At 67.1% G+C, this 25,434-nt stretch carries 20 protein-coding genes and 1 tRNA gene; 8 read left to right on the top strand and 13 right to left on the bottom strand.

What is annotated here, in order from left to right:
• Positions 1–5 precede the first annotated feature (5 nt).
• Positions 6–1,304 (top strand): ATP-grasp domain-containing protein, encoded by a 1,299-nt coding sequence (locus F3H57_RS07505; RefSeq protein WP_149755290.1) that lies wholly within the window; start codon positions 6–8, stop codon positions 1,302–1,304.
• Between the two features lie 72 nt (positions 1,305–1,376).
• Positions 1,377–3,392 (top strand): CocE/NonD family hydrolase, encoded by a 2,016-nt coding sequence (locus F3H57_RS07500; RefSeq protein ID WP_188129626.1) that lies wholly within the window; start codon positions 1,377–1,379, stop codon positions 3,390–3,392.
• A 36-nt stretch (positions 3,393–3,428) separates the two neighbouring features.
• Here F3H57_RS07500 and F3H57_RS07495 read toward each other — a convergent pair whose 3' ends face one another.
• Genes F3H57_RS07495 through F3H57_RS07485 form a run of 3 tightly spaced genes read right to left on the bottom strand, consistent with a single transcriptional unit; the run spans position 3,429 to position 6,023 of the window.
• Positions 3,429–4,190, bottom strand: coding sequence for an ABC transporter permease (locus tag F3H57_RS07495; protein ID WP_149755289.1), 762 nt, complete (start codon positions 4,188–4,190; stop codon positions 3,429–3,431).
• Complete coding sequence (locus F3H57_RS07490) at positions 4,190–4,978, bottom strand: ABC transporter ATP-binding protein (RefSeq protein WP_149755288.1); 789 nt, start codon at positions 4,976–4,978, stop codon at positions 4,190–4,192. The genes F3H57_RS07495 and F3H57_RS07490 overlap by 1 nt, the downstream gene beginning before the upstream one ends.
• 37 nt (positions 4,979–5,015) lie before the next feature.
• On the bottom strand, positions 5,016–6,023 hold the full coding sequence (locus F3H57_RS07485) for an ABC transporter substrate-binding protein (protein ID WP_149755287.1): 1,008 nt from the start codon (positions 6,021–6,023) through the stop codon (positions 5,016–5,018).
• Between the two features lie 269 nt (positions 6,024–6,292).
• Here F3H57_RS07485 and F3H57_RS07480 point away from each other — a divergent pair, with 269 nt between their 5' ends.
• The 4 genes from F3H57_RS07480 to F3H57_RS22775 all read left to right on the top strand — a co-directional run bounded on the left by F3H57_RS07480 (position 6,293) and on the right by F3H57_RS22775 (position 8,691).
• Complete coding sequence (locus F3H57_RS07480) at positions 6,293–7,072, top strand: transglutaminase-like domain-containing protein (protein ID WP_149755286.1); 780 nt, start codon at positions 6,293–6,295, stop codon at positions 7,070–7,072.
• 267 nt (positions 7,073–7,339) lie between these two features.
• Positions 7,340–7,627: a hypothetical protein gene (locus tag F3H57_RS07475; protein ID WP_149755285.1), complete on the top strand. Its 288-nt coding sequence runs from the start codon at positions 7,340–7,342 to the stop codon at positions 7,625–7,627.
• Positions 7,628–7,641: 14 nt separating this feature from the next.
• On the top strand, positions 7,642–8,238 hold the full coding sequence (locus F3H57_RS07470) for a hypothetical protein (protein ID WP_149755284.1): 597 nt from the start codon (positions 7,642–7,644) through the stop codon (positions 8,236–8,238).
• 321 nt (positions 8,239–8,559) lie between these two features.
• Entirely contained in the window at positions 8,560–8,691 is a 132-nt protein-coding gene (locus F3H57_RS22775; protein ID WP_262504494.1) for a hypothetical protein, read from the top strand.
• A 151-nt stretch (positions 8,692–8,842) separates the two neighbouring features.
• Here the strand turns inward: F3H57_RS22775 and F3H57_RS07465 are convergent.
• Positions 8,843–8,918: transfer RNA gene (locus F3H57_RS07465), tRNA-Thr, on the bottom strand.
• 123 nt (positions 8,919–9,041) lie between these two features.
• On the opposite strand from F3H57_RS07465, the gene ggt reads away from it, so the two are divergent.
• Entirely contained in the window at positions 9,042–10,847 is a 1,806-nt protein-coding gene (gene ggt, locus F3H57_RS07460) for a gamma-glutamyltransferase (protein ID WP_149755283.1), read from the top strand.
• A 61-nt stretch (positions 10,848–10,908) separates the two neighbouring features.
• Here ggt and F3H57_RS07455 read toward each other — a convergent pair whose 3' ends face one another.
• The 6 genes from F3H57_RS07455 to F3H57_RS07430 are packed head-to-tail and all read right to left on the bottom strand — an operon-like array spanning position 10,909 to position 16,977.
• Complete coding sequence (locus F3H57_RS07455) at positions 10,909–11,277, bottom strand: Na+/H+ antiporter subunit G (protein ID WP_149755282.1); 369 nt, start codon at positions 11,275–11,277, stop codon at positions 10,909–10,911.
• Complete coding sequence (locus tag F3H57_RS07450) at positions 11,274–11,555, bottom strand: K+/H+ antiporter subunit F (protein ID WP_149755281.1); 282 nt, start codon at positions 11,553–11,555, stop codon at positions 11,274–11,276. Before F3H57_RS07450 ends, F3H57_RS07455 begins: the two co-directional genes overlap by 4 nt.
• A complete protein-coding gene (locus F3H57_RS07445) occupies positions 11,552–12,052 on the bottom strand; it encodes a Na+/H+ antiporter subunit E (protein ID WP_149755280.1) in 501 nt (166 codons plus the stop codon). The genes F3H57_RS07450 and F3H57_RS07445 overlap by 4 nt, the downstream gene beginning before the upstream one ends.
• Positions 12,052–13,761 carry a monovalent cation/H+ antiporter subunit D gene (locus tag F3H57_RS07440; protein WP_149755279.1) on the bottom strand — a complete coding sequence of 570 codons (1,710 nt, stop codon included), beginning with the start codon at positions 13,759–13,761 and terminating at the stop codon, positions 12,052–12,054. Before F3H57_RS07440 ends, F3H57_RS07445 begins: the two co-directional genes overlap by 1 nt.
• On the bottom strand, positions 13,758–14,117 hold the full coding sequence (locus F3H57_RS07435) for a Na+/H+ antiporter subunit C (protein WP_149755278.1): 360 nt from the start codon (positions 14,115–14,117) through the stop codon (positions 13,758–13,760). Before F3H57_RS07435 ends, F3H57_RS07440 begins: the two co-directional genes overlap by 4 nt.
• 1 nt (position 14,118) lies before the next feature.
• A complete protein-coding gene (locus tag F3H57_RS07430) occupies positions 14,119–16,977 on the bottom strand; it encodes a monovalent cation/H+ antiporter subunit A (protein WP_149755277.1) in 2,859 nt (952 codons plus the stop codon).
• Positions 16,978–17,879: 902 nt separating this feature from the next.
• On the opposite strand from F3H57_RS07430, the gene F3H57_RS07425 reads away from it, so the two are divergent.
• The gene (locus F3H57_RS07425; RefSeq protein ID WP_149755276.1) at positions 17,880–18,821 is read left to right on the top strand and encodes a VOC family protein; all 942 of its coding nucleotides are present in this window, start codon (positions 17,880–17,882) and stop codon (positions 18,819–18,821) included.
• A gap of 21 nt (positions 18,822–18,842) precedes the next feature.
• On the opposite strand, the gene F3H57_RS07420 is transcribed toward F3H57_RS07425, so the two are convergent.
• From F3H57_RS07420 to F3H57_RS07410, 3 genes are all read right to left on the bottom strand, one after another.
• Positions 18,843–21,389: an HWE histidine kinase domain-containing protein gene (locus tag F3H57_RS07420; protein ID WP_149755275.1), complete on the bottom strand. Its 2,547-nt coding sequence runs from the start codon at positions 21,387–21,389 to the stop codon at positions 18,843–18,845.
• Positions 21,386–21,973, bottom strand: a complete 588-nt coding sequence (locus F3H57_RS07415; protein ID WP_149755274.1) for a heme oxygenase-like domain-containing protein — start codon at positions 21,971–21,973, stop codon at positions 21,386–21,388. The genes F3H57_RS07420 and F3H57_RS07415 overlap by 4 nt, the downstream gene beginning before the upstream one ends.
• A 165-nt stretch (positions 21,974–22,138) precedes the next feature.
• Positions 22,139–25,204, bottom strand: coding sequence for a valine--tRNA ligase (locus F3H57_RS07410; protein WP_149755273.1), 3,066 nt, complete (start codon positions 25,202–25,204; stop codon positions 22,139–22,141).
• Positions 25,205–25,434: the final 230 nt, after the last annotated feature.

Raw genomic sequence — 25,434 nt, 5'->3', positions numbered from 1 at the left:
GATCCATGAGCAAGAACGTGTTCGTCGTCGGTCTGAACGACCATAACGCTGAGCGTCTGAAGCGCCTGCGCGGGGTGGAGGACGTGGTCTTCCATCAGCTTCTCACCCCGGCGCAGGTGTCGGAGACGCAGGATTTCGACATCCCCGCGATGCTGAAGGAAGCCGAGGCGACGCTCGACGCCTTCGACGGGTCGATCGACGCCATCGTCGGTTACATCGACTTTCCCGTCTCCACCATGCTGCCGATCCTGTGCAAGAAATACGGCACCAAGCAGGTCTCGCTCGAGGCGCTTCTGAAGTGCGAACACAAGTATTGGTCGCGCGCGGTGATGAAGGAGGCGATCCCGGATCACATCCCGAAATTCACCGCCTTCGACCCTTTCGACGACGAGGCGCTGTCGAAGATCGGCGAGGCGGATCTGCGCTTTCCCTTCTTCGTCAAGCCGATCAAGTCGTCGGGCTCGCGCCTCGGCTTCCGCATCGACAGCCCCGAGGATTTCGATTACGCGATCGAGAAGCTGCGCGCCGAGATCCGCACCATCGGCGAGCCCTTCGATCACGTCCTGAGCCAGGCCGACCTGCCGGACGAGATCCGCGCGGTCGAGGGCCATTACTGCATGGCCGAACAGGTCATCGGCGGCCGGCAATGCACCGTGGAGGGGTACGTCCACGACGGCGAGGTCGTGCCCTACGGCACGGTGGACTCGATCCGCTATCCGCAGGTGCTGAGCTTCTTCTACTACCTCTATCCGTCGCAGCTGCCCCGCAAGGTGCAGAACAAGATGTGGGAGATCACGCGCACGATCATGAGCCACATCGGCTATGACAACGCGGGCTTCAACATCGAGTATTACTGGGACGAGGTGCAGGACAAGATCTGGCTGCTGGAGATCAACACCCGCATCGCGCAATCGCATTGCGACCTCTTCGAGATGGTCGACGGCGTGTCGCACCAGCAGGTGACCATCGATCTCGGCCTCGGGCGAAAGCCCGACATGCCGCAGGGCGAAGGGCCCGACAACGTCGCAGCGGAATTCTTCTACCGGGTGTTCTTCCGCGACGCGACGGTCGCGCGCGCCCCGTCGCGCGCGGAGATCGAGGTCGCCGCCGAGCAGGTGGAAGGCACGCGCATCGTCTCTTACGTGAAACGTGGCATGCAGCTTTCCGAACTGCCCGAGCAGGACGCCTACAGCTTTGCGGTGGCCTCCGTCTGGATGGGGGCGAACAAGCAGTCCAAGCTCCTGTGGAATTACGAGCAGGTGATGAAGAGGCTCAACTACGAGTTCACCGACATCCAGGAATAGCCTTGGTGCATGGACTTCGGCGCGGGAGGCGGCGATAAGGCCGTGCGCCCCCCGCCATAGCCGGAAGACCCCATGCATATCGATACAGACCTGCCCCGCGACGTGCGCGAGCTTGAACACGTCGAGATCCCGATGCCGGACGGCACGCGCCTTGCCGCGCGGATCTGGATGCCCGAGGATGCCGAGACGCGGCCCGTGCCCGCGATCCTCGAATACATTCCCTATCGCAAGAACGACAAGACGCTGGAGCGGGACGCCGCCCGCGCGCCCTGGCTGGCCGGTCACGGCTACGCCTATGTGCGCCTCGACATCCGCGGCACGGGCGAATCCGACGGCGTGATGCAGGATGAATACACCGAGATCGAGCTCAAGGACGGCTGCGACGCCATCGCCTGGATTGCCGAGCAAGCGTGGTGCGACGGCGGCGTCGGGATCGTCGGCATCTCATGGGGCGGGTTCAACGGGCTGCAGATCGCGGCGCTCCGCCCGCCGGCGCTGAAGGCGGTGGTGACGATCTGCTCGACCGACGACCGCTATGCCGACGACATCCACTACATGGGCGGCACGCTTCTGGGCGATCAGCTGTCATGGGCGTCGGTGATGTTCGGGATCAACACGCTGCCGCCGGACCCCGCGCATGTGGGCGAGCGCTGGCGCGAGCTGTGGGAGGCGCGGCTCGACGGCTCGGGCCTCTGGCTCGAGGAATGGCTGGGGCACCAGACGCGCGACGATTTCTGGAAACACGGCTCGGTCTGCGAGAACTGGGACGACATCGAGGTGCCGGTCTACGCGGTGTCGGGCTGGGCCGACGGCTATTGCCGCGCGGTCTTCCGGCTGGTGGAAAATCTGCGCAGCCCGGCCAAGGGCATCGTCGGCCCGTGGGCGCACAAGTACCCACACCTGGGCGAACCCGGCCCGGCCATTGACTGGCTGACCGAGGAAACCCGGTGGTGGGATTACTGGATGAAGGGCCGGGACACCGGCATCATGGACGAGCCGCCGCTGCGGCTGTTCCTGCAGGACCACGCCGCGCCGCGCAGCCACTACAAGCGGCGCGAGGGGCGCTGGATCACCGAACCGGCGTGGCCCTCGACGAACGTGACGCGCACCGGATTTTCGCTCGGCTCTGACGGCACGCTGGGGCAGGGCGGCGACCGGCCGGATGCGCCGGTGGCCGTTTGCTCGCCGCTTTGGGTCGGGGTGCAGGCGGGCAAGTGGTGCTCTTACGCGCATCCCGGCGACCAGCCGGGCGACCAGCGGCGCGACGATGCCGGCAGCCTCGTGTTCGAGACCGAGCCGCTGGCCGAAGACACCGCCATCGCCGGCGATGCGCGCCTGACGCTGACCTTCCGCAGCGACCGCCCCGTCGCGCAGGTGGCGGTGCGGCTCGTCGACGTGGCGCCGGACGGCGCGGCGACGCGGGTGAGCTACGGGCTTCTCAACCTCACGCACCGGAACGGGCACGAGACGCCGGAGCCGCTGGAGCCGGGGGCCGAGACCACGGTGGAGGTGCCGTTCAAGCACGTCGCGCAGATCTTCCGCGCCGGGCACCGCATCCGGCTTGCGCTCTCCACCAGCTATTTCCCGATCGCCTGGCCCGCGCCGGAGGCGGTGACGCTCACCGTCCTGCCGGGCCGGTCGGAGCTGTCGCTGCCCTTGCGCGATCCCGGTGCCGACATCGCGCCCGATTTCGACGCGCCGCGGGCCGGCCCGCCGCTCGACGTCGATTTCGACACCCCGCCCGAGGCGGAATGGTCGGTGACCGAGGACCGCGACACCGGCCGCGTCACCGTGGAGATCCGCGACCACGAGGGCGACGCCACGATCAATCCGCAGGACTTCCGCCATTCCTCGGAAGGGCACGAACGCTACAGCGTGCTGCCGGCCGATCCGCTTTCGGCGATGGGCGAGGTGACGTGGACGCACGAAATGGAGCGCGAGGGCTGGCACGTGAAGACCGTGACCGACACCCGCCTGACCGGCGACGCGGAGGCGTTCCGCATCGTCGCGCGGCTGCGCGCCTGGCACGGCGAAGAACTTGTGCGTGACACCGATTGGGACGTGTCGATCCCGCGCAACCTCGTCTGATCCGGCGTGGCGCCCCGGCCCGGCCGGGGCGCCACGCTAGCCCGTGCGCTCCGCCCAGCCCGCGAAGGTGCGTTCGAGGAACACCACGGCGTAGTAGAGCACGATGCCGAGCACGGCGAGTGCGATCAGCACCGCGAACATCAGCGGGTAGTTGGAATTGGTCTGCCCCGACAGGAACAGCGCGCCGAGGCCCTTGCCGTGGGGCGACACGATCTCCACCAGGTTGGTGCCGATGAAGGCCAGCGTGACCGACACCTTCAGCGCGCCGAAGAATTCGGGCAGGGTCTTGGGCAGCGCGATCTTTCGGAAGATGGTGAATTTCGAGGCGCCGAGCGCGGCGAGAATGTCGCGGTATTCCGGCTCCAGCGTCGAGAGGCCGATCCCCACCGACACCGCGATCGGGAAGAAGGAGATGAGCGCCGCCATCAGCACGGTGTTGAAGTCGTGCTGCCCGATGAAGAGAAGCGCCAGAACCGGCACCAGCGTCGCCTTGGGGATGGCGTTGAAGCCCACCAGCAGCGGGTAGAGCGCGTCGCGCGCGATCCGGCTGAACCCCATCGCCATGCCGAGGATCAGCCCCATCACCACCGCGATCAGCAGCCCCGCCACCGTGCGCCACAGCGTCTGCCACGCGCCGGTCAGGAACAGCTCCCAGAACCGCGCATAGGCCTGCGGCAGGTCGGAGGGGGAGGCCATGACGTAATCAGGCCAGCCATTGGCCCAGACCAGCGCCTCCCACAGGATCGCGAAGACGACGAGCGCGCCGACGGGCACGGCGATCTGGCTCAGCTTGCGCATCAGGCGGCCTCCGTGCCGCGGCCCTGGGCGATGCGGATCTCTTCGCGCAGGGTATGGAGCATCTCGCCGGCCTCGGGGGTGTAGAGCGTGTCGATGTCGCGGTCCTCGGGCAGATCGACGTCGAGCACGTGTTGCGTGCGCGCGGGCCGGCCCGACAGCACCACGACCTGATCGCCCAGAAAGACGCTTTCGCGCAGGTCGTGGGTGATCAGGACGGCGGTGAAGGGTTCGGCGGCCTTGAGCGACCGCATCGTCTGCCACAGGTCCTCGCGCGTGAAGGCGTCGAGCGCGCCGAAGGGCTCGTCCATGATAAGCACCGACGGCTTGTGCACGATCGACCGGCAGAGCGAGGCGCGCTGACGCATCCCGCCCGACAGTTCAGACGGGCGCTTGTCCTCGAAGCCCGAGAGCCCGACCATGTCGAGAAGCGCCTCGGCCCGCGCGACTCGGTTGCGCCGGGACATGCCGGGATCGACGATCTCCAGCGGCAGGATCACGTTGTCGAGGATCGTCCTCCATTCCAGCAGGACGGGGTTCTGGAAGGCCATGCCCACGCTCTTGCGCGGGCTCGTCACCTTCGCGCCGTCCAGCCAGACCTCGCCCTCGTCGGGGCGCATGAGGCCCGCGACCAGCCGGGTGAGCGTGGACTTGCCGCAGCCCGACGGGCCGACGACGGCGCAGAACCGCCCTTCGGGCACGGAAAGGTCGAGCCCGTCCAGCACCGGCAGCGGGCCGGCCTCGGTCGCGTAGGCGTGGCGCACGCCGCGGATGGAGAGGAAATCTGTCATGGGCACGCGGGGCACCTTCGCGGCGCCCCGGCTCCTGTCACTGCAGCATGCGCGCGGAGGCGTCGGGCAGGTAGCTGTCGTCGAAGACGTCCTCCACCGCCGGCACACCGTTCTGGAATTCGTAGACGGTCTGCGTCTGTTCGATGGCACGCTCCATCCGTTCCGGGTCGATGCCGCCGATGCCGTTCTCGAGCGCGAAATCGGTGGCGACGTTGTCGTCGATCGACAATTGCAGGCGCCGCGTCTCCAGCTCCGCGTCGGCGGCGGGGTTGTACTCCAAGAGCGCCTCAACCGCGGCCTCCGGGTCGGCGATGGCGGCGGCCCAGCCTTCGGCGATCACGGTCAGGAAATCCGTGACCGCCTCGGGATTGGCCTCCGCGAAGTCGGTGTTCACGATGATCGTGTTGCCGTAGAGGTCGACGCCGTGATCGGCCATCAGGAGGACCGAGATGTCGTCCGGCGCCACGCCGAGCCGTTCGAGGTTCAGCGTCGACGAGAACGAAAAGCCGGTGACCGCGTCGACCTCTTCCTGTGCCAGCATCGGCTCGCGTGTCGGGAAGCCCACCGGCTCGACGGTGATCGCGTCCATGTCGAGGTCGTTCTCGGCGGCGAAGATCGGGAACTGCGCCCAGGCGCCGTCCGGCGGCGGCGCCCCCAGCACCTTGCCTTCAAGGTCCTTCGGCGCCTCGACGCCCAGCGAACGCCGCCCGACCACGGCGAAGGGTGGCTTGTCGTAGATCATCATCACTGCGGCGACCGGCGCGTCGGGATTCTGGTCCTTGAAGCGCATCACCGAATTGATGTCGGCAAAGCCCACCGGGAATGCGCCCGTGGCGATCTTCGGGATCGCGTCGAGAGAGCCGTTGCCTTCCGTGATGGTCACGCTCAGCCCCTTGTCCTCGAAGAGGCCGGTCTCGATCGCCATGGTGTACGGCGCCGCCGGCCCCTCGAATTTCCAGTCGAGCGCGAAAGGCATCTCGGTCTGGGCCTGCGCGGCGGTCGCGGCAACGCAGGCGAAGGCCGCGGTCAGGAAGTGGTGCCTCATGGTCTGTCCCCCAAATTCAACATGGTGCTTCTATCCGGCGTGCACCCCGGGCCTCAACGACCGGGCCGGCCTGATGGGCGCCGCTCGCGGCCGCCCGGTCAGTCCGCCGGTATTCCGGGCGCCTTGATCAAAATGTGAGCATTTTCTGCACGGGGCGGTCAAGCGACCTCGTGGACAGCGAGGCGAGGGCGGAACCGTCGTCGCCGGGTTGACGCGGCCCCACCCATGCGCCCATCTGTGACGGTCTTTGCCCGGAAGGAGAGCCGAAGTTGCAAGTCTCGATCGATCTGGGCCTCACCTACAGCATCGGCCCCAGCCGCACCGTCCTGCTCGCGATCGAGGCGGCCCGCTGCGGGGGGCAATCCGTCCTGCACGACAACATCGCGATCGAGGAAGCCGTCGTGCACCGTATCGAGGGGGAAAGCGGCCTCGGGACGCGGATCTGGGCGCGTCTCGCGATCGACGAGCTTCGGCTGCGCTACCGGGCGGAGGTCGACGTCACCCGGCCGGCGCCGCACCTCGAGCGGCACGCCGCCGCGCCGCTGCCCGAGCTTCCGGCCGAGGCGTTCGGGTATCTGCGCCCGTCGCGCTTCTGCCAGTCCGACCAGTTCGGATCGTTCGCGAACAAGCGCTTCGGCGGCCTCTCGGGCGGTGCGAAGGTCGCGGCGATCCGCGACTGGGTCGCCACTGAAATTGCCTATGTCCCGGCCTCTTCGGACGCCGGGACAACCGCGCTCGACACCTTTGCGCGGCGCGAGGGGGTCTGCCGGGACTTCGCGCACATGGTGTGCGCCCTTGCGCGGGCCGCGGGCATTCCGGCGCGCTACGCGTCGGCCTATGCGCCGGGCGTGGAGCCGCCGGATTTCCACGCCGTCGCCGAGGTCTGGCTGGACGACGGCTGGCACCTCGTGGACCCGACGGGCATGAGCACCGAAGCCGACGCCGTCCTGATCGGCGTCGGCCGCGATGCCTGCGATGCGCCGTTCATGGAGACCGTGGACGATGCCCAGCCCATCGCGCAGAGCGTGACGGTCCGGTATTCGGGCTGAGTCAGCGCGGCGCGCTTTCGGGCCGGGACGGCGGTCAGCGCGGCGCACGCCGCAGATTTTCGATGTCACGACACCCCACAGGGTCCGGGTGAGATGGCCGGGGCGAACACGGTCGGTATCGCAGTTACCGCGTTGGGCGCGTTATACACGGAACAGACAAACACATTTTCCGGTCGCTCAGATGATATGGGCTTGCGCCTCCAATGATACCGAATTTTAATCCACTCCGTAGTTCACGGTGGAATGCGATTTCTGGAATACGACAATATGGACGAGCGAGACAAGGACGAGAAGATCCGCAAACTGAGCGAAGAGAACGCGGAACTGAACTACAAACTTGCCGACAAACGGCTGGAGCACTTCGAACGGTACAGCAGGGTTCAGTTTCTGTTGGAGGCCTTGTTCAGCTATATCGTGGACGAACCCGCGCGTCGGCATATCACTCTGATACTGAATCAGATGGATGCGGACCTGCGCGTTGGCGACGACAAACCGGACCCCGTACAGGATGAGCTTCGTGCTTACGTCGCTGATCCGGCTCGTCGATTGAACTGAGAGCAGGGGGCCGCTTGCAGGGTCTGAAAGGCGGGTTGAAACCGGTCAGGGTGCTTGCCGGAACCGCGCTGGTCGCGTGTCTCTACGTGATTGCGCACGCCACCACTGCTCTGGTCATCACGCCTCTGCAATATGCCCTCTTCCAAGATACGACGGACTTTGCCAGCTTGCTCTACCTGCCGCACGGTGTGCGGGTGCTCGCCGTCTGGCTGCTGCGCTGGCAGGCACTGCCGGGACTGTTTGCCGGTGCATTCGCCTCCGAGTTGATTTTCACGGACGGCAGCCTTCTGGAAATCATGCAGCCCGTCCTGCTGGAATCCATAGCGGTCGGGGCACTTTCGGGGTATCTGGTCTTCGAAGCGCTGCGCCTCTCGGGAGAGGACGCATATGCGGGAGCGAACCCTCATCTGAATTGGCAGCAGCTTTTCATGATCGGTATCGTGTCATCGATCGTGAACTCGATTGGGCAGAGCATCGTATTCGGCGGCCTTGTCGTACCGGAAAATGCCGTTCAGGTCCTGCTGTTCTACGCCATCGGCGATATCCTTGGCCTTTTCGTGATGCTGTTGCTGACGCTGGCCATATTCAGGGGCTTCAGAGCCGCCGAATAGTGGCCCGCGGCCTGCGCGCGCGATGTCGCAGGCCCGGATGACTTCCGTCTCTTCCGGTCGGCCGTCTCCCGCAGCCTGAGGGACGTCGGCTTCCGGTTCACCTTCCGCTTCCCGTTCCGTCGTCGGTCACTTGCTCGTTTGGGAGAGCGAGGGGACACTCGCTACTCGACCTATCCGCTCGGCTAGGAGCGATATCCCCAAACCCAATTCGTTTTCGGACGTCAGGGGCGTATCACGATGTGGCGGCAGGCAATCACGGACCACTGTGAGGCCACCGCGACTTCAGACGCGCCAAGTAGCCCATCAGAAAAGGCAAAACTCATGTCCCGCAGCGAAATCGAGAGCGAAATTCGAGCGAAGCGACGTGCCGAGCTGCGTGGCTACTTCGTCGAGGGAGGGCTCGGCGCGGCGTTGTTCGCGGTCCTGGCGGCCCAGTTCCTTCCCGTTACGTAGCAGGGTCTTACCACTCTCGGGGTAAAGCCACTCCCCCTCAGACTGCCGCAGCCTTGCTCCACCATATGCGCCCGAAGCGGCGCGGAAAGGTGGATCGCAGAAGGACGAATTCGGGGGAGCCACCCGCAGCCTCGACATCAGGGGGCAAGCATGGTGCCGGCAGAGGGACTTGAACCCCCGACCCACTGATTACAAATCAGTTGCTCTACCAGCTGAGCTATACCGGCGCCTCCTCGCTGATTAGCGGTCAGAGAGACGGAGGGCAAGCGCTCCGGGCGTGAACTTCCGGTGGACATCGGGGCGCGTGCGTCCATCCTTCTGGGCACGTGTCCCAACCCCGGAGAGTGCCCATGCGTCGCGCCACCTTTGCACTGCCAATCCTGCTCGTCGCCGCGTTGCCGGCCGTCGCGCAAGAGGCCGCCGACACGGTGGCGCCCGAGGCCGCGGCCGATGCCGGGCCCGCCGCGGCGTTCGGGCCCCTGTCGGAGGCGGCGCAGGCCGCGCTCGCCGCCAAGGCGGAGGGACGGCCGACGCAGGGGCAGGAGTGGATGGTCGCCGCCGCGAACCCGCTTGCGGTCGAGGCCGGGGCAGACGTGCTGAGGGACGGTGGGAGTGCGGCCGACGCGATGGTCGCCGTGCAGACGGTGCTGGGGCTGGTGGAGCCACAGAGCTCCGGTCTCGGTGGCGGCGCGTTCCTCGTGTGGTACGATGCTGCGTCCGGCGAGCTGACCACGCTCGACGGGCGCGAGACCGCGCCGCTGGAGGCGACACCGCGCTATTTCCAGGACGAGGCCGGAGAACCGCTCGCCTTCTTCGACGCGGTGGTAGGCGGCCGCTCGGTCGGCACGCCCGGAACGCCGGCGCTGCTCGAGGCGGCGCATGCGCGCTGGGGCACGCAGGACTGGGACGGCCTCTTCGACCGGGCCATCGGCCTGGCCGAGGGTGGGTTCACCGTCTCGCCACGCCTCGCAGAGCTGGTCGCCGAGGACCGGGAGCGGCTGTCTCGGTTCGAGGCGACCGCGAGTTACTTCCTGCCGGGCGGCACGCCGATCGCCGCCGGCGACACGCTGGTGAACCCCGCCTACGCGCAGACGCTGCTGGCGATCGCGAAGGGCGGGGCGGACGCGTTCTATACCGGTAACATCGCCCGCGGGGTGGTAGAGACGGTGCGTGGGGCGGAGGGCAACCCGGGCCTTCTGAGCGAGACCGACCTCGCGATCTACGAGGTCCGCGAACGCGCGCCGGTCTGCGTGGACTACCGCGCGCACGAGGTGTGCGGGATGGGCCCGCCGTCCTCCGGCGCGCTGACGGTGGGGCAGATCCTCGGCACGCTGGAGGCGTTCGAGCTTGCCGGCGGACCCGACGACGCGGAGACTTGGCGGCTGATCGGCGATGCCTCGCGGCTCGCCTTCGCGGACCGCGGCCGGTACATGGCCGATTCCGATTTCGTGCCGATGCCGACGGCGGGACTGACCGATCCGGCCTATCTCGGCCAGCGGGCCGGCCTGATCGCCGGGCGCGACGCGGCGCTCGAGACGGTGGCGCCGGGCACGCCGGACTGGGATCACGCGGCGCTCTGGGGCGATGATGCCTCGATCGAGTTTCCCTCGACCTCGCATATCTCCATCGTCGACTCGGCGGGCAACGCGCTGTCGATGACCACGACGATCGAGAACGGCTTCGGCTCGCGCCTCTTCGCGCCAGGGGGCTTCCTGCTCAACAACGAGCTCACCGATTTCAGCTTCGCCACGCACGAGGACGGCCGGCCCATCGCCAACCGGGTGGAACCGGGCAAGCGGCCGCGCTCTTCCATGGCGCCGACCATCGTGATGCAGGAGGGGGCGCCGGTGCTGGTGGTCGGGTCCCCGGGCGGCAGCCGGATCATCGGCTACGTCGCGCAGGCGGTGATCAACGTGATCGATTTCGGCATGGACGTGCAGGCGGCGGTCGCGGCGCCGCATCTTGTCAATCGCTTCGGTACGATGGATCTCGAGGCCGGCACCGTGGCGGAGGCACTCGCGGGTCCTTTGGCCGAGATCGGCTTCGAGACGGAAACGCGCGCGCTGACCTCGGGCCTTCATGCCATCGCGGTCGGGACCGACGGCCTCAGCGGCGCCGCCGATCCGCGGCGCGAAGGTATCGCGCTCGGGGAGTGAAACGCCGATGTTTCGGGGAAAATCGGCCCAGTATCTTGATCGGGATTTTCGGCGCGGGCGTTCAGCGGGTCTCGTCGCCAGCGGTGTCGAGCGTTGCCCAGGTCTGATCCTTGGCGGGCGTTGGCGGGGTGTCGCAGCTCCGCCGGTGCAGGTTCACCTTGCAGATGAAATGCGCGGAGATGGGCGCTGTGACGAACAGGAAGGCAAGGATCAGCACTTCCTGCAGCGACGGCTCCCCCCGGCCGAAGGCGGCGAGGCTCGATCCCAGAAGCAGCGCGCCGACGCCGAGCGTACTGGCCTTCGTGGGCGCGTGCAGCCGCTTCATCGCGTCGTCGAGCTTCAGAAGGCCGAAGGAGCCGACGAGGGTGAAAAGCGCGCCGATCACGAGGCTTGCGGCCATGGCGATGTCGAGAACCAGGTCCAAGGTCATTCGATGATGTCCCCCCGCAGAACGAAGCGGCAATAGGCGACAGTCGACACGAAGCCGAGCATCGCCACGATCAGCGCCGCCTCGAAATAGATCTGTGTGCCCTGCGCAATGCCCAGCATGACGATCAGCCCGATCGCGTTTACCGTCATCGTGTCGAGCGCGAGAATCCGGTCGGACGTGTTCGGCCCCTTGATGAGCCGGACCATGGCCAGGACCTGCGCCAGGGACACGCAGCCGAAGGCGAGCCAGATCGCGTAGGTGACGAAGGATTCGGTCATTCGAAGATCTCCTTCAGCCGGCGTTCGTAGCGTTGCTTGATCTCGTCGCGCACGTCCTCGGGGCTTTCGGCGTCGAGGGCATGCACAAGGAGGGTATGCCCCTCGTCGGAGAGGTCGGCGGACACCGTGCCGGGGGTCAGCGTGATCGTCCCGGCGAGCATGGTGATCGCCTCGGGCGTGCGAATGTCGAGCGGGATCGCCACCCAGGTCGACCGCATCGCGCGGTTGGAGCGTGTCACGACGATCCAGGCGACGGCGATGTTCGCGAGGAGAATGTCCCACACGACGATGACGAGGTAGACCAGCATCTTGCCTGCGCGCAGCCCGTTGGGCGCGCCGGGCCAGTACGCGGACGTGCCCATCGGGATCAGCACGCCGAGGATCGTGCCCAGCACGAACGTCCCCGGGGCGACGGAATTCGTCACCAGGCACCACGTGACGATCAGCAGGAGGGTCAGCAGCGGATGCGGCAGTACCGCGCGGGTCAGGCTCTTCATCAATGCGCCTCCTCTGCGGTGTCGCCATCGGTCTCTGCGGCCGCTCCGTGGTCACCGGACCCGGCGCCTTGGTCCTCGTCCGCGTGGTCCTCGCCGCCGTCGCCGTCCTCTTCGTAGTCGCCGTGATAATCGATTTCCTTGCCCGGCGTGTCGAGCACGGTGGAGATGTAGGGCTCTGGCGAGAAGAGCTGTTCGGCCGTGGCGGTCATGGTGCGGGACACCGGCCCGGAGAATATCGTATAGAGCACGATCAGCCCGATCAGCCCGCCGATCGTCACCAGCGGGAGGATCGGCTGCGGCCGGGCCGGCGCCTCGGGCGTGGTGGCGACGTTGTCCATCTGGGTGGCGGGATCGTCGGACGCGGCCTCCATCCGTTCTTCCCACTCGGCCGCCTTCCAGAAGACGGTCGAGCCGGCGCGGCTGAAACCCACAACGGACACCAGGGAGGTGCCGAGGATCACCGCCCAGGTCCAGACGACGAGCGGGCTGTCGAAGGCCGCGTCGAGGATCAGCAGCTTGCCCAGGAAACCCGAGAGCGGCGGGAGGCCCGCCATGGCGATGGCGGCGACAAAGAACATGCCGGCGAGGATGGAGTTGCCGGGGATCGGCGGCGCGGTGGACAGTTCCGCCCCGCGGCTACCGCGATGCTCTTCCACCAGGTCGACGATGAGGAACAGGGCCGCCGTCGCCAGCGTCGAATGCACGATGTAATAGAGCGCGGCGGAGATCCCCTCTGCGGTGAAGAGCGCCACGGCCGCCGTCAGCATGCCCATGGATCCGATCACCGCGAAGGTCACCATCCGGTCGAGTCGCACGGCCCCCAATACGCCGATCATGCCGACGGCCAGCCCAATCAGCGCCAGCGGCAGCAGCCACATTTCGAGAAGGCCCTGCGTAAGCTCCAGTTCCGGCGGGAAAACCAGCGTGTACACGCGAATGATCGCGTAGGCGCCGACCTTTGTCATGATCGCGAACAGCGCGGCGACAGGGCCAGGCGCCTCCGCGTAGGAGGCCGGCAGCCAGAAATGCACCGGCGCGATCGCCGCCTTGATGGCGAAGACGATGACCAGCAGCACCGCGGCGGTGCGGATGCCGGCGCTGTTCTCGGGCGCGATCTGGGCCACGCGGTTCGCCAGGTCCGCCATGTTGAGCGTCCCGGTCTCCGCGTAAAGGGTGCCGAGCGCGAAGAGGAAGAGGGTGGAGCCGAGGAGGTTGTAGAGTACGTATTGCGTGCCCGCCTGCGTCCGCTTCGTTCCGCCCGAATGGATCATCAGCCCGTAGGACGCGATCAGCAGCACTTCGAAGAAGACGAAGAGGTTGAAGAGGTCGCCCGTCAGGAAGGCGCCCATCACGCCCATCAGCTGGAACTGGAACAGCGCGTGGAAGTGCCGGCCACGCTGGTCCCAGCCGGTGCCGATGGCGTGCAGCAGCACGAAGATCGACAGCACCGCCGTCAGCAGTACCAGCAGTGTCGACAGGCGATCCGCGACAAGCACGATGCCGAACGGGGCCTGCCAGTCGCCGAGCTGGTAGAGCGTGATCGTGCCGCCGGACGCCTGCACGAAAAGACCGATGGCGACGGCGAGCAGCGCCCCGCTTCCGGCCAGTGCAAAGATGCGCTGCAGCACAGGATGATGTCGGCACAGCAGCACGATGATCGCGGCCAGCATCGCCGGCAGCACGACCGGGGTGACGATCCAGTGGCTCATTCGGCACTCTCCAGCTTGCGGGCGGTGTCGAGGGCGCCTTCCTGCTCGTCGACATGGTCGTCGTCAGACCCCAGATAGGCGCCGAGGGCGATGACGACGACGACGGCTGTCATCCCGAAGGAAATCACGATCGCGGTCAGCACCAGAGCCTGGGGCAGCGGGTCGGCGTAACGCTCGGCGTCCGTCAGGATCGGCGGCGCCCCCACGGTCAACCGGCCGGAGGCGAACAGGAAAACGTTCACGGCATAGGTCAGCAGGGCGGTGCCGACGATCACCGGGAAGGTGCGCAGGCGCAGCACGAGGTAGATGCCGGCGGCGGTCAGCACGCCGATGCCGCTGGCCACGAGGAATTCCATGTCAGTGGTCCCCTTCGGTCTGGTCGTCGCGCGACGGGTCGATGTCCATCGCGTGCAGGCTGTCGGTCGTGTGGGCGCGGCGGGCCAGGCGGCTGAAGCTCTCCAGCGACAGCATCACCGCGCCGAGCACGGCGAGGAACACGCCGAGGTCGAAGCCCATGGCCGAGGCGACCTCGAACTCGTCCAGCAGCGGCAACTTGATGTAGGTGAAGGACGAGGTGAGGAACTCGTACCCCGTGAACCAGGCGCCGATGCCGGTCAGGCCGGCGATCAGCACGCCCGCCCCGACGATGCCGTGATACGGGTAGCGCTGGCGCTGCGTCGCCCAGGCATAGCCCGAGGCCATGTATTGCTGCACCACCGCTACCGCGACCACGAGCCCGGCGATGAACCCGCCGCCCGGCAGGTTGTGGCCGCGCAGGAAGATGTAGATGCCGATCATCAGCAGCACCGGCATGATCACCCGCGTCAGCACCACCATCATCAGCGGATGACGGTCGCCGGCGAGCGGCGATTCCGGCGTGCGGTTCAGGAGCCGCGCGCGCACCGGTCCGCGCAGCAGCGCCTCGGTCAGCGCGTAGATCACCAGCGCGGCGATGCCGAGCACGATGATTTCACCGAACGTGTCGAAGCCGCGGAAGTCGACGAGGATCACGTTGACCACGTTGGTCCCGCCGCCGCCGGCATAGGAATTCTCCAGGTGATAGTCGGAGATCGGCGGGGCAACTGACTCGCGCACGAGGAGGTAGTAGCACAATGCTCCGGCGCCCAGTCCGCCAACGCAACCGATCGCGCCGTCGCGCAGGCGGCGCAGGGCGGAGCTTTCGACCGGCGTCTCCTTGGGCAGGAAGTTCAGCGCCAGCAGCATCAGCACGATGGTCACCACCTCCACGGAGATTTGCGTCATCGCGAGGTCGGGGGCGGAGAAGAAGGCGAAGGCCACCGACACGATCAACCCGATGATCCCGATCAGGATCAGCGCGGCCAGCCGCTTGCGGTGCGCGGCGACGAGAAAGCCGGTCGCCGCGATCAGCATCGCCCATGTGGCAATCGCCACGACGCTGGCCGGCTGCATGTCGCGGGTGGCGGCGGTCGCGTTGCCGGTGAAGTAGGCATGCGCGCCGCCGGCGACGATGGCGACCATCAGGATCGCCGCGAAGCGGGTGAAAGACCCGTCGTGGAGCCCGCAGGTGATCCGCCGGGCGACCCAGACGCAGCCGGCGATGAGCCCTTCGAAGATGCTCTTGGCCTCGGGGCGCGGCGTGGCGTCCCACAGCCGCTGTAGCGGCGCGTGCAACAGCACCAGCAGGATACCGCCCGCGACCGCGATGCCGGACAGATAGAGCGGCGGCTTGAACCCGTGCCAGATCGCCAGGTGGTAGGTGGGCACCTCGGCGGTGTTGCCGAGTACGGCGGCGGTGACGAACTTCACCAGCGGTTCGGCCAGGAACGGTGCCATGCCGATGATGAGCACGAGGCAGACGAGGAAGGCCGGCGGAAGCCACATGCCCGGGTTGGGATCGTGCGGGTGGCTGGGATAGTCGCGCCGGGTGTCGCCGAAGAAGGTGTGGAAGATGAAGCGGAACGAATAGGCCGCCGAGAACAGCGCGCCGATCGTGCAGATGGCCGCGACGAAGTAGGGGCTGGCGAAGAACTCGGTGTGGAGCGCCTCCTCGAGCCACATCTCCTTGGACACGAAGCCGTTGAAGAGCGGAATGCCCGCCATCGACAGCGCCGCCAGCGTGGCGATGGTCGCCGTGACCGGCATCAGGTGCCTCAGCCCGCCGAGGCGGCGGATGTCGCGTGTATGCGCCTCGTGGTCGACGATGCCGGCCGACATGAAGAGCGCGGCCTTGAACGTCGCGTGGTTGAGGATGTGGAAGATCGCCGTCATCGCCCCGAAAGCGGTGCCGGTGCCCAGCAGCATGGTGATCAGGCCCAGATGCGACACTGTCGAGAAGGCGAGGATGGCCTTCAGGTCATGCTTGAAGAACGAGATCACGGCCCCGAGGACCACGGTGATCAGGCCTGCGCCGGTCACCAGCCAGAACCACGCCTCGGACCCCGACAGGACCGGCCACATCCGCGCCATCAGGAAGATGCCGGCTTTCACCATGGTTGCGGAGTGCAGGTAGGCCGACACCGGCGTCGGCGCCGCCATCGCGTGCGGAAGCCAGAAGTGGAACGGGAACTGTGCCGACTTGGTGAAGCACCCCAGCAGGATCAGGATCAGCGCCGGCAGGTAGAGGTCCGACTCCTGGATCGCGTCGCGGTTCTCGAGGATCACCGTCAGGTCGTAGCTGCCTGCGATCTGCCCGAGGATCAGCATCCCCCCGATCATCGCAAGCCCGCCCATCCCGGTCACGGTGAGCGCCATCCGTGCGCCCTGCCGTCCTTCGGCAAGGTGCCGCCAGTAGCCGATCAGCAGGAAGGACGACAGCGACGTCAGCTCCCAGAAGACTAGCAACATGAGGATGTTGTCGGACAGGACGATCCCCACCATCGCGCCCTGGAAGAGCAGCAGGTAGGTGTAGAATTCGCCCATGTTGTCGCTGCTGGACAGGTAGTAGCGCCCATAGGCGATGATCAGCAGCCCGATGCCGAGGATCAGCGTGGCGAAGAACGCCCCCAGCGGGTCGAGGAAGAACGTGGCGTTCAGTCCCAGCGCGGGCATCCATTCGATGCGCGCGGTCACCGTTTCGCCGGCCAGAAGGGCCGGAAAATTCGAGATCAGGCCGATCAGCGCGATCAGCGTAACCGATAGCGTGCCGAGCGCGCAGGTCCTGCGACCGGCGGGATAGAGCACGCCGGGCAGCAGTGCGCCGAGGAACGGCATGAGGACGACGATGAACAGCGACAAGGACCACCCCAGATTGGCATTATCGTTGCTCCCTTTAGTGCGGAAGTTTCTCCCAACTCTCAAGTGCCGCGCGACATTTTGTTGCGCGAAATCCTCCTTCGCCATGGGCCGCGACGGCGCCTCCGGAGCCCTTTCGCGGCCCTCTGCTCATGTCGGCCGCGTGGACCGGGACCGGGCAGCAGGATCAACCTCCTTGATCGTCGAGAAGCGCGGCGAGCTATGCCGCGCCGCGGCGTAGCGTCGAAATTTTTTGTCTGATTCCGGTCCCTTGAAGAGTTCGGCGGGGATCGCGTGCCCCCTTGTCCGAAACTGCGGTCCTTGCATCGACGCCCGTGCAGCCGGGGGTGGCGCGGCATTTGGGTGAGGCGATCCGGCAGCTCTGGGGAAGTTCTCGGCATTCAGCGTGTTGTGGGATACCAGACACCAAACGTCCGTCTATCCGAGACAACATGGCGCAGGTCGGCGCGGCGCTTTGGGGAGCGGTGCGGGGCGGTGTGCGCGCGGCCTCCTCCGGGGCGCTGGCCGGCCGCGCGCTGCAGAGCGGCGAAACCTCTGTCCGGGTGGATGGTCCACTCATCCGTCATAATTTTCCGTTATCGCCGGAGCGGGTGTGACGGCACTGGGGCCGAACGCGGCTGTGCGCCTTCCGTCGGTGCGGCGCACCGGTTCAAGGCTCCCCGGCAAGCCTCTCGAAAATTTTGCCCGCAAGACCCGGCTCATGCGCGGATAAGGTCTGGCGGGCCGCTTCGCCGGTCGCGGGCCGCGAATCCCTCTCCCCAGCCGGGCCCGCGTCCGGAGCGAAAGTTATGGGCCGGCACGCGCTTCGGATTTGGCCTCCGGGGCGCTCTCGTGCCACGCTGATCCGGGCATATTCACGTGCGACCAAGGACCGGAGGCCCACCATGACCGGCGACATCGCGCATCTCGGCCATGTCGAGATGCTCACCGACCGCTACGAGGAGAGCCTCGACTTCTTCACGCGCGTCTACGGGCTGAAGCTGACGGAGGAGGATGGGGCCTCTGCCTACCTGCGCGCGTGGGACGATTACGAGCATCATTCGCTGAAGCTCACGCGGGCCGGGACGACCGGGGTGGGCCATATCGGCTACCGCGCCGCCTCGCCCGAGGCGCTGGAGCGGCGGGCGGCGGCGATCGAGGCGGCCGGCTACAAGGTCCATGGCTGGGTCGATGGCGATCCCGGCCATGGCCGCGCCTTCCGTTTCGAGGACCCGTTCGCGCATGTCTTCGAAATCTACTACGACACCAACCGCTACGCGCCCGCGGGCGCGGACCGTCCCGCGCTGAAGAACATGTCGAGCGCCTTCACCGGCGTGCCGCCGCGGCGAATCGACCACCTCAACCTGCTGGCCGAGGACGTGGCCGAGTTCCGGACCTTCATGGAAACCTGCCTGGGCGCCCGGGTGACGGAATACATCCAGCTCGACAACGGGCGCATCGGCGGCTGCTGGTTTACCGTCAACAACAAGAGCTACGATCTGGCCTGTACCGAAGAGCACGGCCGCGGCGACGGGCGCCTGCACCATGTCACCTATGCCACCGACCAGCGCGAGGACATCCTGCGGGCCGCCGACATCTTCCTGCAGAACGGCGTGCACATCGAGACAGGACCGCACAAGCACGCGATCCAGGGCACGTTCTTCCTGTACGTATGGGAGCCTGCGGGCAACCGGGTGGAACTCGCCAATGCCGGCGCGCGGCTGATCCTCGCCCCCGACTGGGAGCCGGTGATGTGGACCGAGGCCGACCGCGAGAAGGGCCAGGCCTGGGGGCTCAAGACGATCGAGACCTTCCACACCCACGGCACCCCGCCGGTGCAGGAGTGAGGGCCGCCGCCGGGCAGCCCGTCACAGGGTGAAGCCGAGTTCGGCCAGCGCCTGACCTATGCTCTCGTTGGAGAACGGCTTCTGCAGGATCTGGCACGGCGGGAAGGTCGAGCGCAGATTCTCCCGCTCGCCGTAGCCGGTGGTCACGACCAGGGGCACGCCGGCCATCGCCAGCGCCTCGGCCACCTTCACCGACTGTTCGCCGCCGAGGTTCACGTCGATAATGGCAACCTCGTAGCGCTCGCGCTGCGCCTCGCGCAGGCCTTCGGCGACGTTGGCCGCGATGCGCACGTCGCTGGCGCCGAAGTCCCGCAGGATGTCGGCCGCATCCATGGCGATGATCATCGCGTCCTCGACCACCAGCGCCGGGCCTTTGAGTTTGGGCTTGCTGTTGTGCACGATCTTGTCGACGCGCTGCAGCGCCACGACGTTCTCCGGCTCCGACAGGTAGCGCGGCGGCACGCGAAACCGGGCGGCTACGCCGGTCGCACGGTAGTCGATTTCCGCCTCGCCGTTGAGTTCGAAGGGAATCGACCGCTCGATGATGGCGGAGCCGAAGCCGCGCCGCTCGGGCGGACGCACGACCGGGCCGCCCCGCTCGCGCCAGTCGAGTTCGAGCGCGCCTGCGGCATCGCGCGAGAAACCGATGGTCACGTGTCCGTTGCCATCGCTCATCGCGCCGTACTTGACGGAATTCGTGACCATCTCGTGCAGAACCAGCGCCAGTGCGGTATAGGCGTCCGGTGCGAGCAGGACGTCGTCGCCTTCGACCGTCGCGCGGTCCACGTTCTCGACATAGGCGGCAAGCTCCAGGCGCACCAGTTCCGAGAGCGACGCGGGCGCCCATTCCTTGCGGGTCAGCTGGTCGTGCGCACGGGCGAGCGCCTGGATGCGTCCGTCTAGGCTGCCGGCAAAGCGGTCGATGGTCACGTTCTCGCGCTGGCTTTGCGAGATCAGCCCGCGCATGAGGTTGAGGATGTTACGGACGCGGTGGTTGAGCTCCGAGATCAGGAGCTCCTGCCGTTCCTGCGCGCGCTTGCGCTCCATGTTCCGCGAATCGGAGATCCGCAGGAAGACTTCCAGCAGCAGACTGCGCAGCATGTCCGCCGCGCGTAGCGCCTCCTCGCCCCAGGGGGTCGACTGGCCCTGCACGATCTCCTGCCAGGCCTCGAAGCTCTTGCGCGGGTGCAGGCGGCCCTCGCTCACCGTCTTGTCGGGCGCGCCGGCCCAGTCGACGGTATGCGCTTCCTCGCGCCGGCAGAGGATCAGGTAGTCGCGGGGCGTGCGCGAGATCGGCAGCGCCAGGATGCCCGAGCAGCGGGCGCTGTAGTCGCGTGCGGGTGCGTGTTCGCGCGACAGGCAATCGGTCGCGTAGACCTCGGTCGAGGCCGCGGTGTTCAGAAAGCGGGTGAGGTCGTTCAGCTCCGACTTCGTCGGCGTCACGCCGGTCGTGCTGACCGCGCCGTCCGAAACAAGGACCAGGCCGTCATGGGGGATGATACGGTCCAGCGGCTCGGAAATGCCGGTCAGGCTCTCGGCGAGGTCGGTGCCCACGGCGAGCTTGCGCATGAGCTGGCCCTGCATCTCGCGCATCCGCGATTCGGTCTGTGTACGCGCGCGTTCCTGCAGGCGCGTCAGCTCGTAGCTGAAGAGATGCGCGAACAACTCCACCGCCGTGCGCTTGTCGAACGGCACGTAATGCGGTGCGCGATGGTGACAGGCGAAGAGCCCCCAGAGCTTGCCGTCCTTGATGATTGACACCGACATCGAGGCGGCGACATTCATGTTGCGCAGGTACTCGATATGGATCGGCGACACAGCCCGCGTCACCGCGAGCGACAGGTCCAGCGGCTCGCCCTCCGGGGAGCGGCCGGGCACGATCTCCGCGCCCGGATCGTCGATATCGGCGATCAGGCGCAGCAGGTTGCGCTGGTAGAGCGCGCGCGCCTGGGCGGGAATGTCGCTCGCCGGGAAGCGCAGGCCGAGATAGCTCGGCGAGGCGCCGACCTTGCTCTCGGCGATGACGCTGCCCGATCCGTCGTCCTGGAACTGGTAGACCATCACCGAATCGAAGCCCGACAACGCCTGCACGGCGCGGGCGCCTTCGTGCGCCACACGCGAGAGAGTGTCGGCTTCGCGGACTTTCTGGATCAGCGGATAGGTCCCGGCCAGCGCGTCCTCGTCTCGGTGCCCGGCCTCGGGTTCGAACTCGATCACGAGATGTCGGCCGCTTTGATGGATCGACACGTCGAAGCGCCGGTCATGCAGGGCCACCCCGAAAATCCGGGTGGCCTGCGCGCCGGATTCGAGACTGCGCAGGCGCCGGCGGATGGTCGCGAAGGCCTCGTCCGGCAGGATGTCGCCCAGCGGACGTCCGATGGGATCGGCCGCGGCCTCCTCGCCCAGCAGAGACGCGAGGTTGACGGACGCGTGCTGGACCATCCAGTCGGACGACACCGCCAGCAGGGCGCCATAGCTTTGGACCCGCCCGAGAAGGTGGATCGGTTCGCTGGCACAGCTGTCGAGGTCGATTGTCCGGTCGGTCTTGGCGGGAGATGCGTGGCTCATGGGCTCCGATCTTCGTGGTGTGGCCATGCACGCGCCGCCGCCGCGCGATGGAGGTCGAACCCGGCCACGACATCCGCGACGATGCGCGCGGACCGGGCCGGATCATGGGAATGGGTGTCGAGGCGCTGCCGGAAAGCGCGCCATGCGCCTTCTGGCGCCGAAAGGGTGAAAGACCGGGGCAGGGTGCCACCGGCTGCGGTCAGCGCGCGCGCCAGAACCGCCGTGCCAAGCCGTGCGCCGAGCGTGAGATACCCCACGGCCAGCGTATCGAGCGGCCGCGGCGCCAAGATTGCGTTGCCGGGCAGAGGGGCATGCCCGATCTCGCGGAGATCGTTTTCGTAGGCGTCGCCGAGGTCGCAGAGCAGGCTGTTTTCCTCCGCCACGGGCGTGCCGTCACGTGCGGCATGCAGCGCCCTTGCGGCGCCCAGTTGCGCGGCCAGGAACGGGCCGAGCTCGGCCACCGGCGCCCGCAGGAAGGGCGCGAACGCGTCCTCCGTGCGCAGATGCGCCGCGCGGGTCGCCTCGCGCAGGTGCGGGTGCAGGCCGGACGCGCGCGCCGGCCGGGAAGGGTGGGTGTCGAGCAAAGGTGACTCCGGAACCTGTCAATCCCAATTAACATATAGGCAATTTCGAAGGCTTCAAACGGTTGACAGGTGAATAGGGTTACCGAAGGACGTGAAGCCGCCTTTGCGTGGTTCACGCGGTCGTCGGGCGGCCATCCGGGCCGCCTGACGATTGAGAATTGTCGATCAGCCGATCTCGCGCAGGCGGGCCAGCGCGATTTCGAGGGTCCGTTCCTCTTCGCGCCGGGCGGCGAGCGATTCGCGGGTTTCCTCCACCACGTCGTCCGGCGCGCTCTCGACGAACTTCGGGTTGCTTACCCGCTTCTCGAGGCCGGCCACTTCTTTCTGCAGCTTTGACAGCGACTTTTCCAGCCGCGCCATCTCGGCCGCGACATCGACGATGCCGTCCAGCGGCATACCGAAGGTCGCGCCGCCCACCGGGATGGTGACGGTGCCCTTGGGGAAGTCCTGCGTCTCGGTCAGGCTTTCGACGCGGGCGAGCCGCGCGATCAGGGCCTCGTTCGCGGCCCAGGCGTTCCGACCCGCCTTATCCAGATCGGCGACCAGAAGCGGGACGTGCATGCCGTTCGGCACGCGCATCTGCGCCCTGGCGGAGCGAACGCCGTCGATGAGCGCGATCACCCAGGACATTTCGCGCTCCGCCTCGGGTGTGACGCAGGCCTCGGCGCGATCCTGCGGCCAGTCGCCGTGGACCAGCATCTTGGGTCGGTCGCCCAGCGTGCCCCACAACTCCTCGGTCACGAAGGGCATGAACGGATGCAGCATCAGCAGGCAGCGATCGAGCACCCAGGCCATCGTGGCCCGCGTCTCCGCCGCGGTGGCCTCGTCGTTCAGGAGCGGTTTGGCGAATTCCACGTACCAGTCGCAGACGATCCCCCAGACGAAGGCATAGAGCCCGTTCGCGGCGTCGTTGAAGCGGAAGGCCGACATGGCGGCGTCCACCTCTTCCCGCACCTTCGCGGTCTCGCCGATGATCCAGGCGTTCGCCGTAGCTTTCGCGGACGGCGGCTCGGCACGGAAGCTATGGCCTTCGAACACGCCGTTCATCTCCGCGAAGCGGCAGGCGTTCCAGAGCTTCGTGCCGAAGTTGCGATAGCCGGCGACGCGGTCCTTCGACAGCTTGAGATCGCGGCCCATCGCCGCCATCGAAGACAGCGTGAACCGCACCGCATCCGCGCCGAACTCGTCGATCAGCTCGATCGGGTCTAGCACGTTGCCGAGCGATTTGGACATCTTCTTGCCCTTCTCGTCTCGGACGAGGGCGTGGACATAGACGGTGTCGAACGGGCGCTCCCCGACGATGGCGTATTGCATCATCATCATCCGGGCGACCCAGAAAAAGATGATGTCGAATCCGGTGATCAGCACGGAGGTCGGGAAATAGCGCCTCAGTTCCTCGGTGTCCTCGGGCCAGCCGAGCGTGCCGATGGGCCAGAGCCCCGAAGAGAACCAGGTATCCAGCACGTCTGGATCGCGGAAGACCGGAATCGCCTGCGGGCGGCGGCGCTGGTCGACGCCGGTGGTGTCGGTCGCGTTCTGGAAATACTCGGCCAGCATGTCGGTGGCCGCTGCCTCGTCCTCGACGAGGATGAACTCGGCGTCGTCCCCGAAGGTGGCGTGCATCTGCTCCAGCGCCTCGGCCTCGGTCGCAGCGCAGAAGGAGCGCCATTCCTCTCCGAAACCCGGCGTGTGCCATACAGGGATCTGGTGCCCCCACCAGAGCTGGCGCGAGATGCACCACGGCTCGATATTCTCGAGCCAGTGGAAATACACCTTCTTGTCGCGCTCCGGCAGGATCTCCACCGTGCCGTCGCGCACCGCGTCGAGCGCCGGGCCGACGATCTTGGAGGTGTCGACGAACCACTGGTCGGTCAGCATCGGCTCGATCACCACCTTCGAGCGGTCGCCGAAGGGCTGCATGATCGGTTTGTGCTCCACCAGCGGGACAAGCTGTTCGTCGCGCGGCTCGCCGCCTTCCTCGGGCGCGGCCGGCGCCTTGCCGCCGAGGCGCGGGTCCGTGGGCGGCACCATGACGGCCAGCCCTTCGTCGGTGATCTGCTCCACCACGCGCTTGCGCGCCTCGAACCGGTCGAGCCCGCGCAGGTCGTCCGGAACGAGGTTGATCGCATCGGTCTCGGTCTGCGTCAGCGTGCGCTCGCCCTTGGCGACTTCCAGCGCGATGTCGGCCGCCTCGGCGTAGGGGGCGCCGTCGGCCCGCATCTGTGCGGCCGTGTCCATCAGCCGGTAGCAGGGAATGTCGCAACGCTGGGCCACGGCATAGTCGTTGAAATCGTGCGCGCCGGTGATCTTCACCGCCCCCGAGCCGAAGTCCGGGTCGGGGTATTCGTCGGTGATGATCGGGATCAGGCGGCGGTGTTCCTTCGGCCCCACCGGGATCTCGCACAGCGCGCCGACGATGGGCGCATAGCGTTCGTCCGAGGGATGCACCGCAACCGCGCCGTCGCCCAGCATCGTCTCTGGCCGGGTCGTGGCGATGGAGATGTAGTCGCGTTCTTCCTCGAAGAGGACGTTGCCGTCTTCGTCCTTCTCCACATACGTATAGGTGCGCCCGTCCGCGAGCGGGTACTTGAAGTGCCACATCCCGCCCGGCGTCTCGACGTTCTCGACCTCCAGATCGGAAATCGCCGTCTCGAAATGCGGGTCCCAGTTCACCAGCCGCTTGCCGCGGTAGATCAGGCCCTTTTCGTACATCTCCACGAAGACGCGGATCACCGCGTCATGGAAATTGCCATCCTCGCCCGCGGGCGCCCCGGGCGCCCCGGACATGGTGAACGCGTTGCGCGACCAGTCGCAGGAGGCGCCGAGCCGCTCGAGCTGGTTGATGATCGTGCCGCCGGACTGCGCCTTCCACTCCCAGACCTTCTTGAGGAAGGCTTCGCGGCCCATCTCGCGCCGGCTCTGGCCGCCTTCCTTCGCGAGTTCCCGTTCCACGACCATTTGCGTCGCGATCCCGGCATGGTCCTGCCCGGGCTGCCACAGCGTGTCGTGCCCGCGCATGCGGTGCCAGCGCACGAGGATGTCCTGCAGCGTGTTGTTGAAGGCGTGCCCCATGTGCAGCGAGCCCGTCACGTTCGGCGGCGGGATCATGATGCTGAACGCCTCCGCGCCCTCGCGCGCGTTGGCGCCGGCGGCAAAGGCGCCAGCCTCAAGCCAGCTGGCATAGAGGCGTGCTTCGGCTTCCGCCGCGTCGAAGGTCTTGTCCATCGCCATGGTCGTGGTCCCGTTCTCGTGCCCTGTCGGGCGTGGTCGGGGACGGTCTAGCGAAGCGTGGCGGGAAGGGAAAGCGGTGGCTCGGATGCGGCGGCGCCAGGGAGGAGGAGGGGCGCCGCCGCAGAGCCCGTGGACCCAGGGAGGAGGAGGGGTCCGCGGCCGGTAGCGGGATCGGGCCTCGTCGGCCTGTCCCGCGATGTTCGGTGCGGCGACACCAGGGAGGAGGAGGG

Origin of the sequence: Roseivivax sediminis, from assembly GCF_900112685.1 — a bacterium.
GTDB classification, from domain to species: Bacteria; Pseudomonadota; Alphaproteobacteria; order Rhodobacterales; family Rhodobacteraceae; genus Roseivivax; species Roseivivax sediminis.
Note: the sequence above shows the minus strand (reverse complement) of the source record. Positions and strands in the feature narration are given on the sequence as shown.

What these genes read in the sequence shown, in the direction of transcription:
- F3H57_RS07505 (WP_149755290.1), top strand. Translation starts at nt 6, where the DNA reads ATGAGCAAGAACGTGTTCGTCGTCGGTCTGAACGACCATAACGCTGAG.
- F3H57_RS07500 (WP_188129626.1), top strand. Translation starts at nt 1,377, where the DNA reads ATGCATATCGATACAGACCTGCCCCGCGACGTGCGCGAGCTTGAACAC.
- F3H57_RS07495 (WP_149755289.1), bottom strand. Translation starts at nt 4,190, where the DNA reads ATGCGCAAGCTGAGCCAGATCGCCGTGCCCGTCGGCGCGCTCGTCGTC.
- F3H57_RS07490 (WP_149755288.1), bottom strand. Translation starts at nt 4,978, where the DNA reads ATGACAGATTTCCTCTCCATCCGCGGCGTGCGCCACGCCTACGCGACC.
- F3H57_RS07485 (WP_149755287.1), bottom strand. Translation starts at nt 6,023, where the DNA reads ATGAGGCACCACTTCCTGACCGCGGCCTTCGCCTGCGTTGCCGCGACC.
- F3H57_RS07475 (WP_149755285.1), top strand. Translation starts at nt 7,340, where the DNA reads ATGGACGAGCGAGACAAGGACGAGAAGATCCGCAAACTGAGCGAAGAG.
- F3H57_RS22775 (WP_262504494.1), top strand. Translation starts at nt 8,560, where the DNA reads ATGTCCCGCAGCGAAATCGAGAGCGAAATTCGAGCGAAGCGACGTGCC.
- ggt (WP_149755283.1), top strand. Translation starts at nt 9,042, where the DNA reads ATGCGTCGCGCCACCTTTGCACTGCCAATCCTGCTCGTCGCCGCGTTG.
- F3H57_RS07455 (WP_149755282.1), bottom strand. Translation starts at nt 11,277, where the DNA reads ATGACCTTGGACCTGGTTCTCGACATCGCCATGGCCGCAAGCCTCGTG.
- F3H57_RS07450 (WP_149755281.1), bottom strand. Translation starts at nt 11,555, where the DNA reads ATGACCGAATCCTTCGTCACCTACGCGATCTGGCTCGCCTTCGGCTGC.
- F3H57_RS07445 (WP_149755280.1), bottom strand. Translation starts at nt 12,052, where the DNA reads ATGAAGAGCCTGACCCGCGCGGTACTGCCGCATCCGCTGCTGACCCTC.
- F3H57_RS07440 (WP_149755279.1), bottom strand. Translation starts at nt 13,761, where the DNA reads ATGAGCCACTGGATCGTCACCCCGGTCGTGCTGCCGGCGATGCTGGCC.
- F3H57_RS07435 (WP_149755278.1), bottom strand. Translation starts at nt 14,117, where the DNA reads ATGGAATTCCTCGTGGCCAGCGGCATCGGCGTGCTGACCGCCGCCGGC.
- F3H57_RS07425 (WP_149755276.1), top strand. Translation starts at nt 17,880, where the DNA reads ATGACCGGCGACATCGCGCATCTCGGCCATGTCGAGATGCTCACCGAC.
- F3H57_RS07420 (WP_149755275.1), bottom strand. Translation starts at nt 21,389, where the DNA reads ATGAGCCACGCATCTCCCGCCAAGACCGACCGGACAATCGACCTCGAC.
- F3H57_RS07410 (WP_149755273.1), bottom strand. Translation starts at nt 25,204, where the DNA reads ATGGCGATGGACAAGACCTTCGACGCGGCGGAAGCCGAAGCACGCCTC.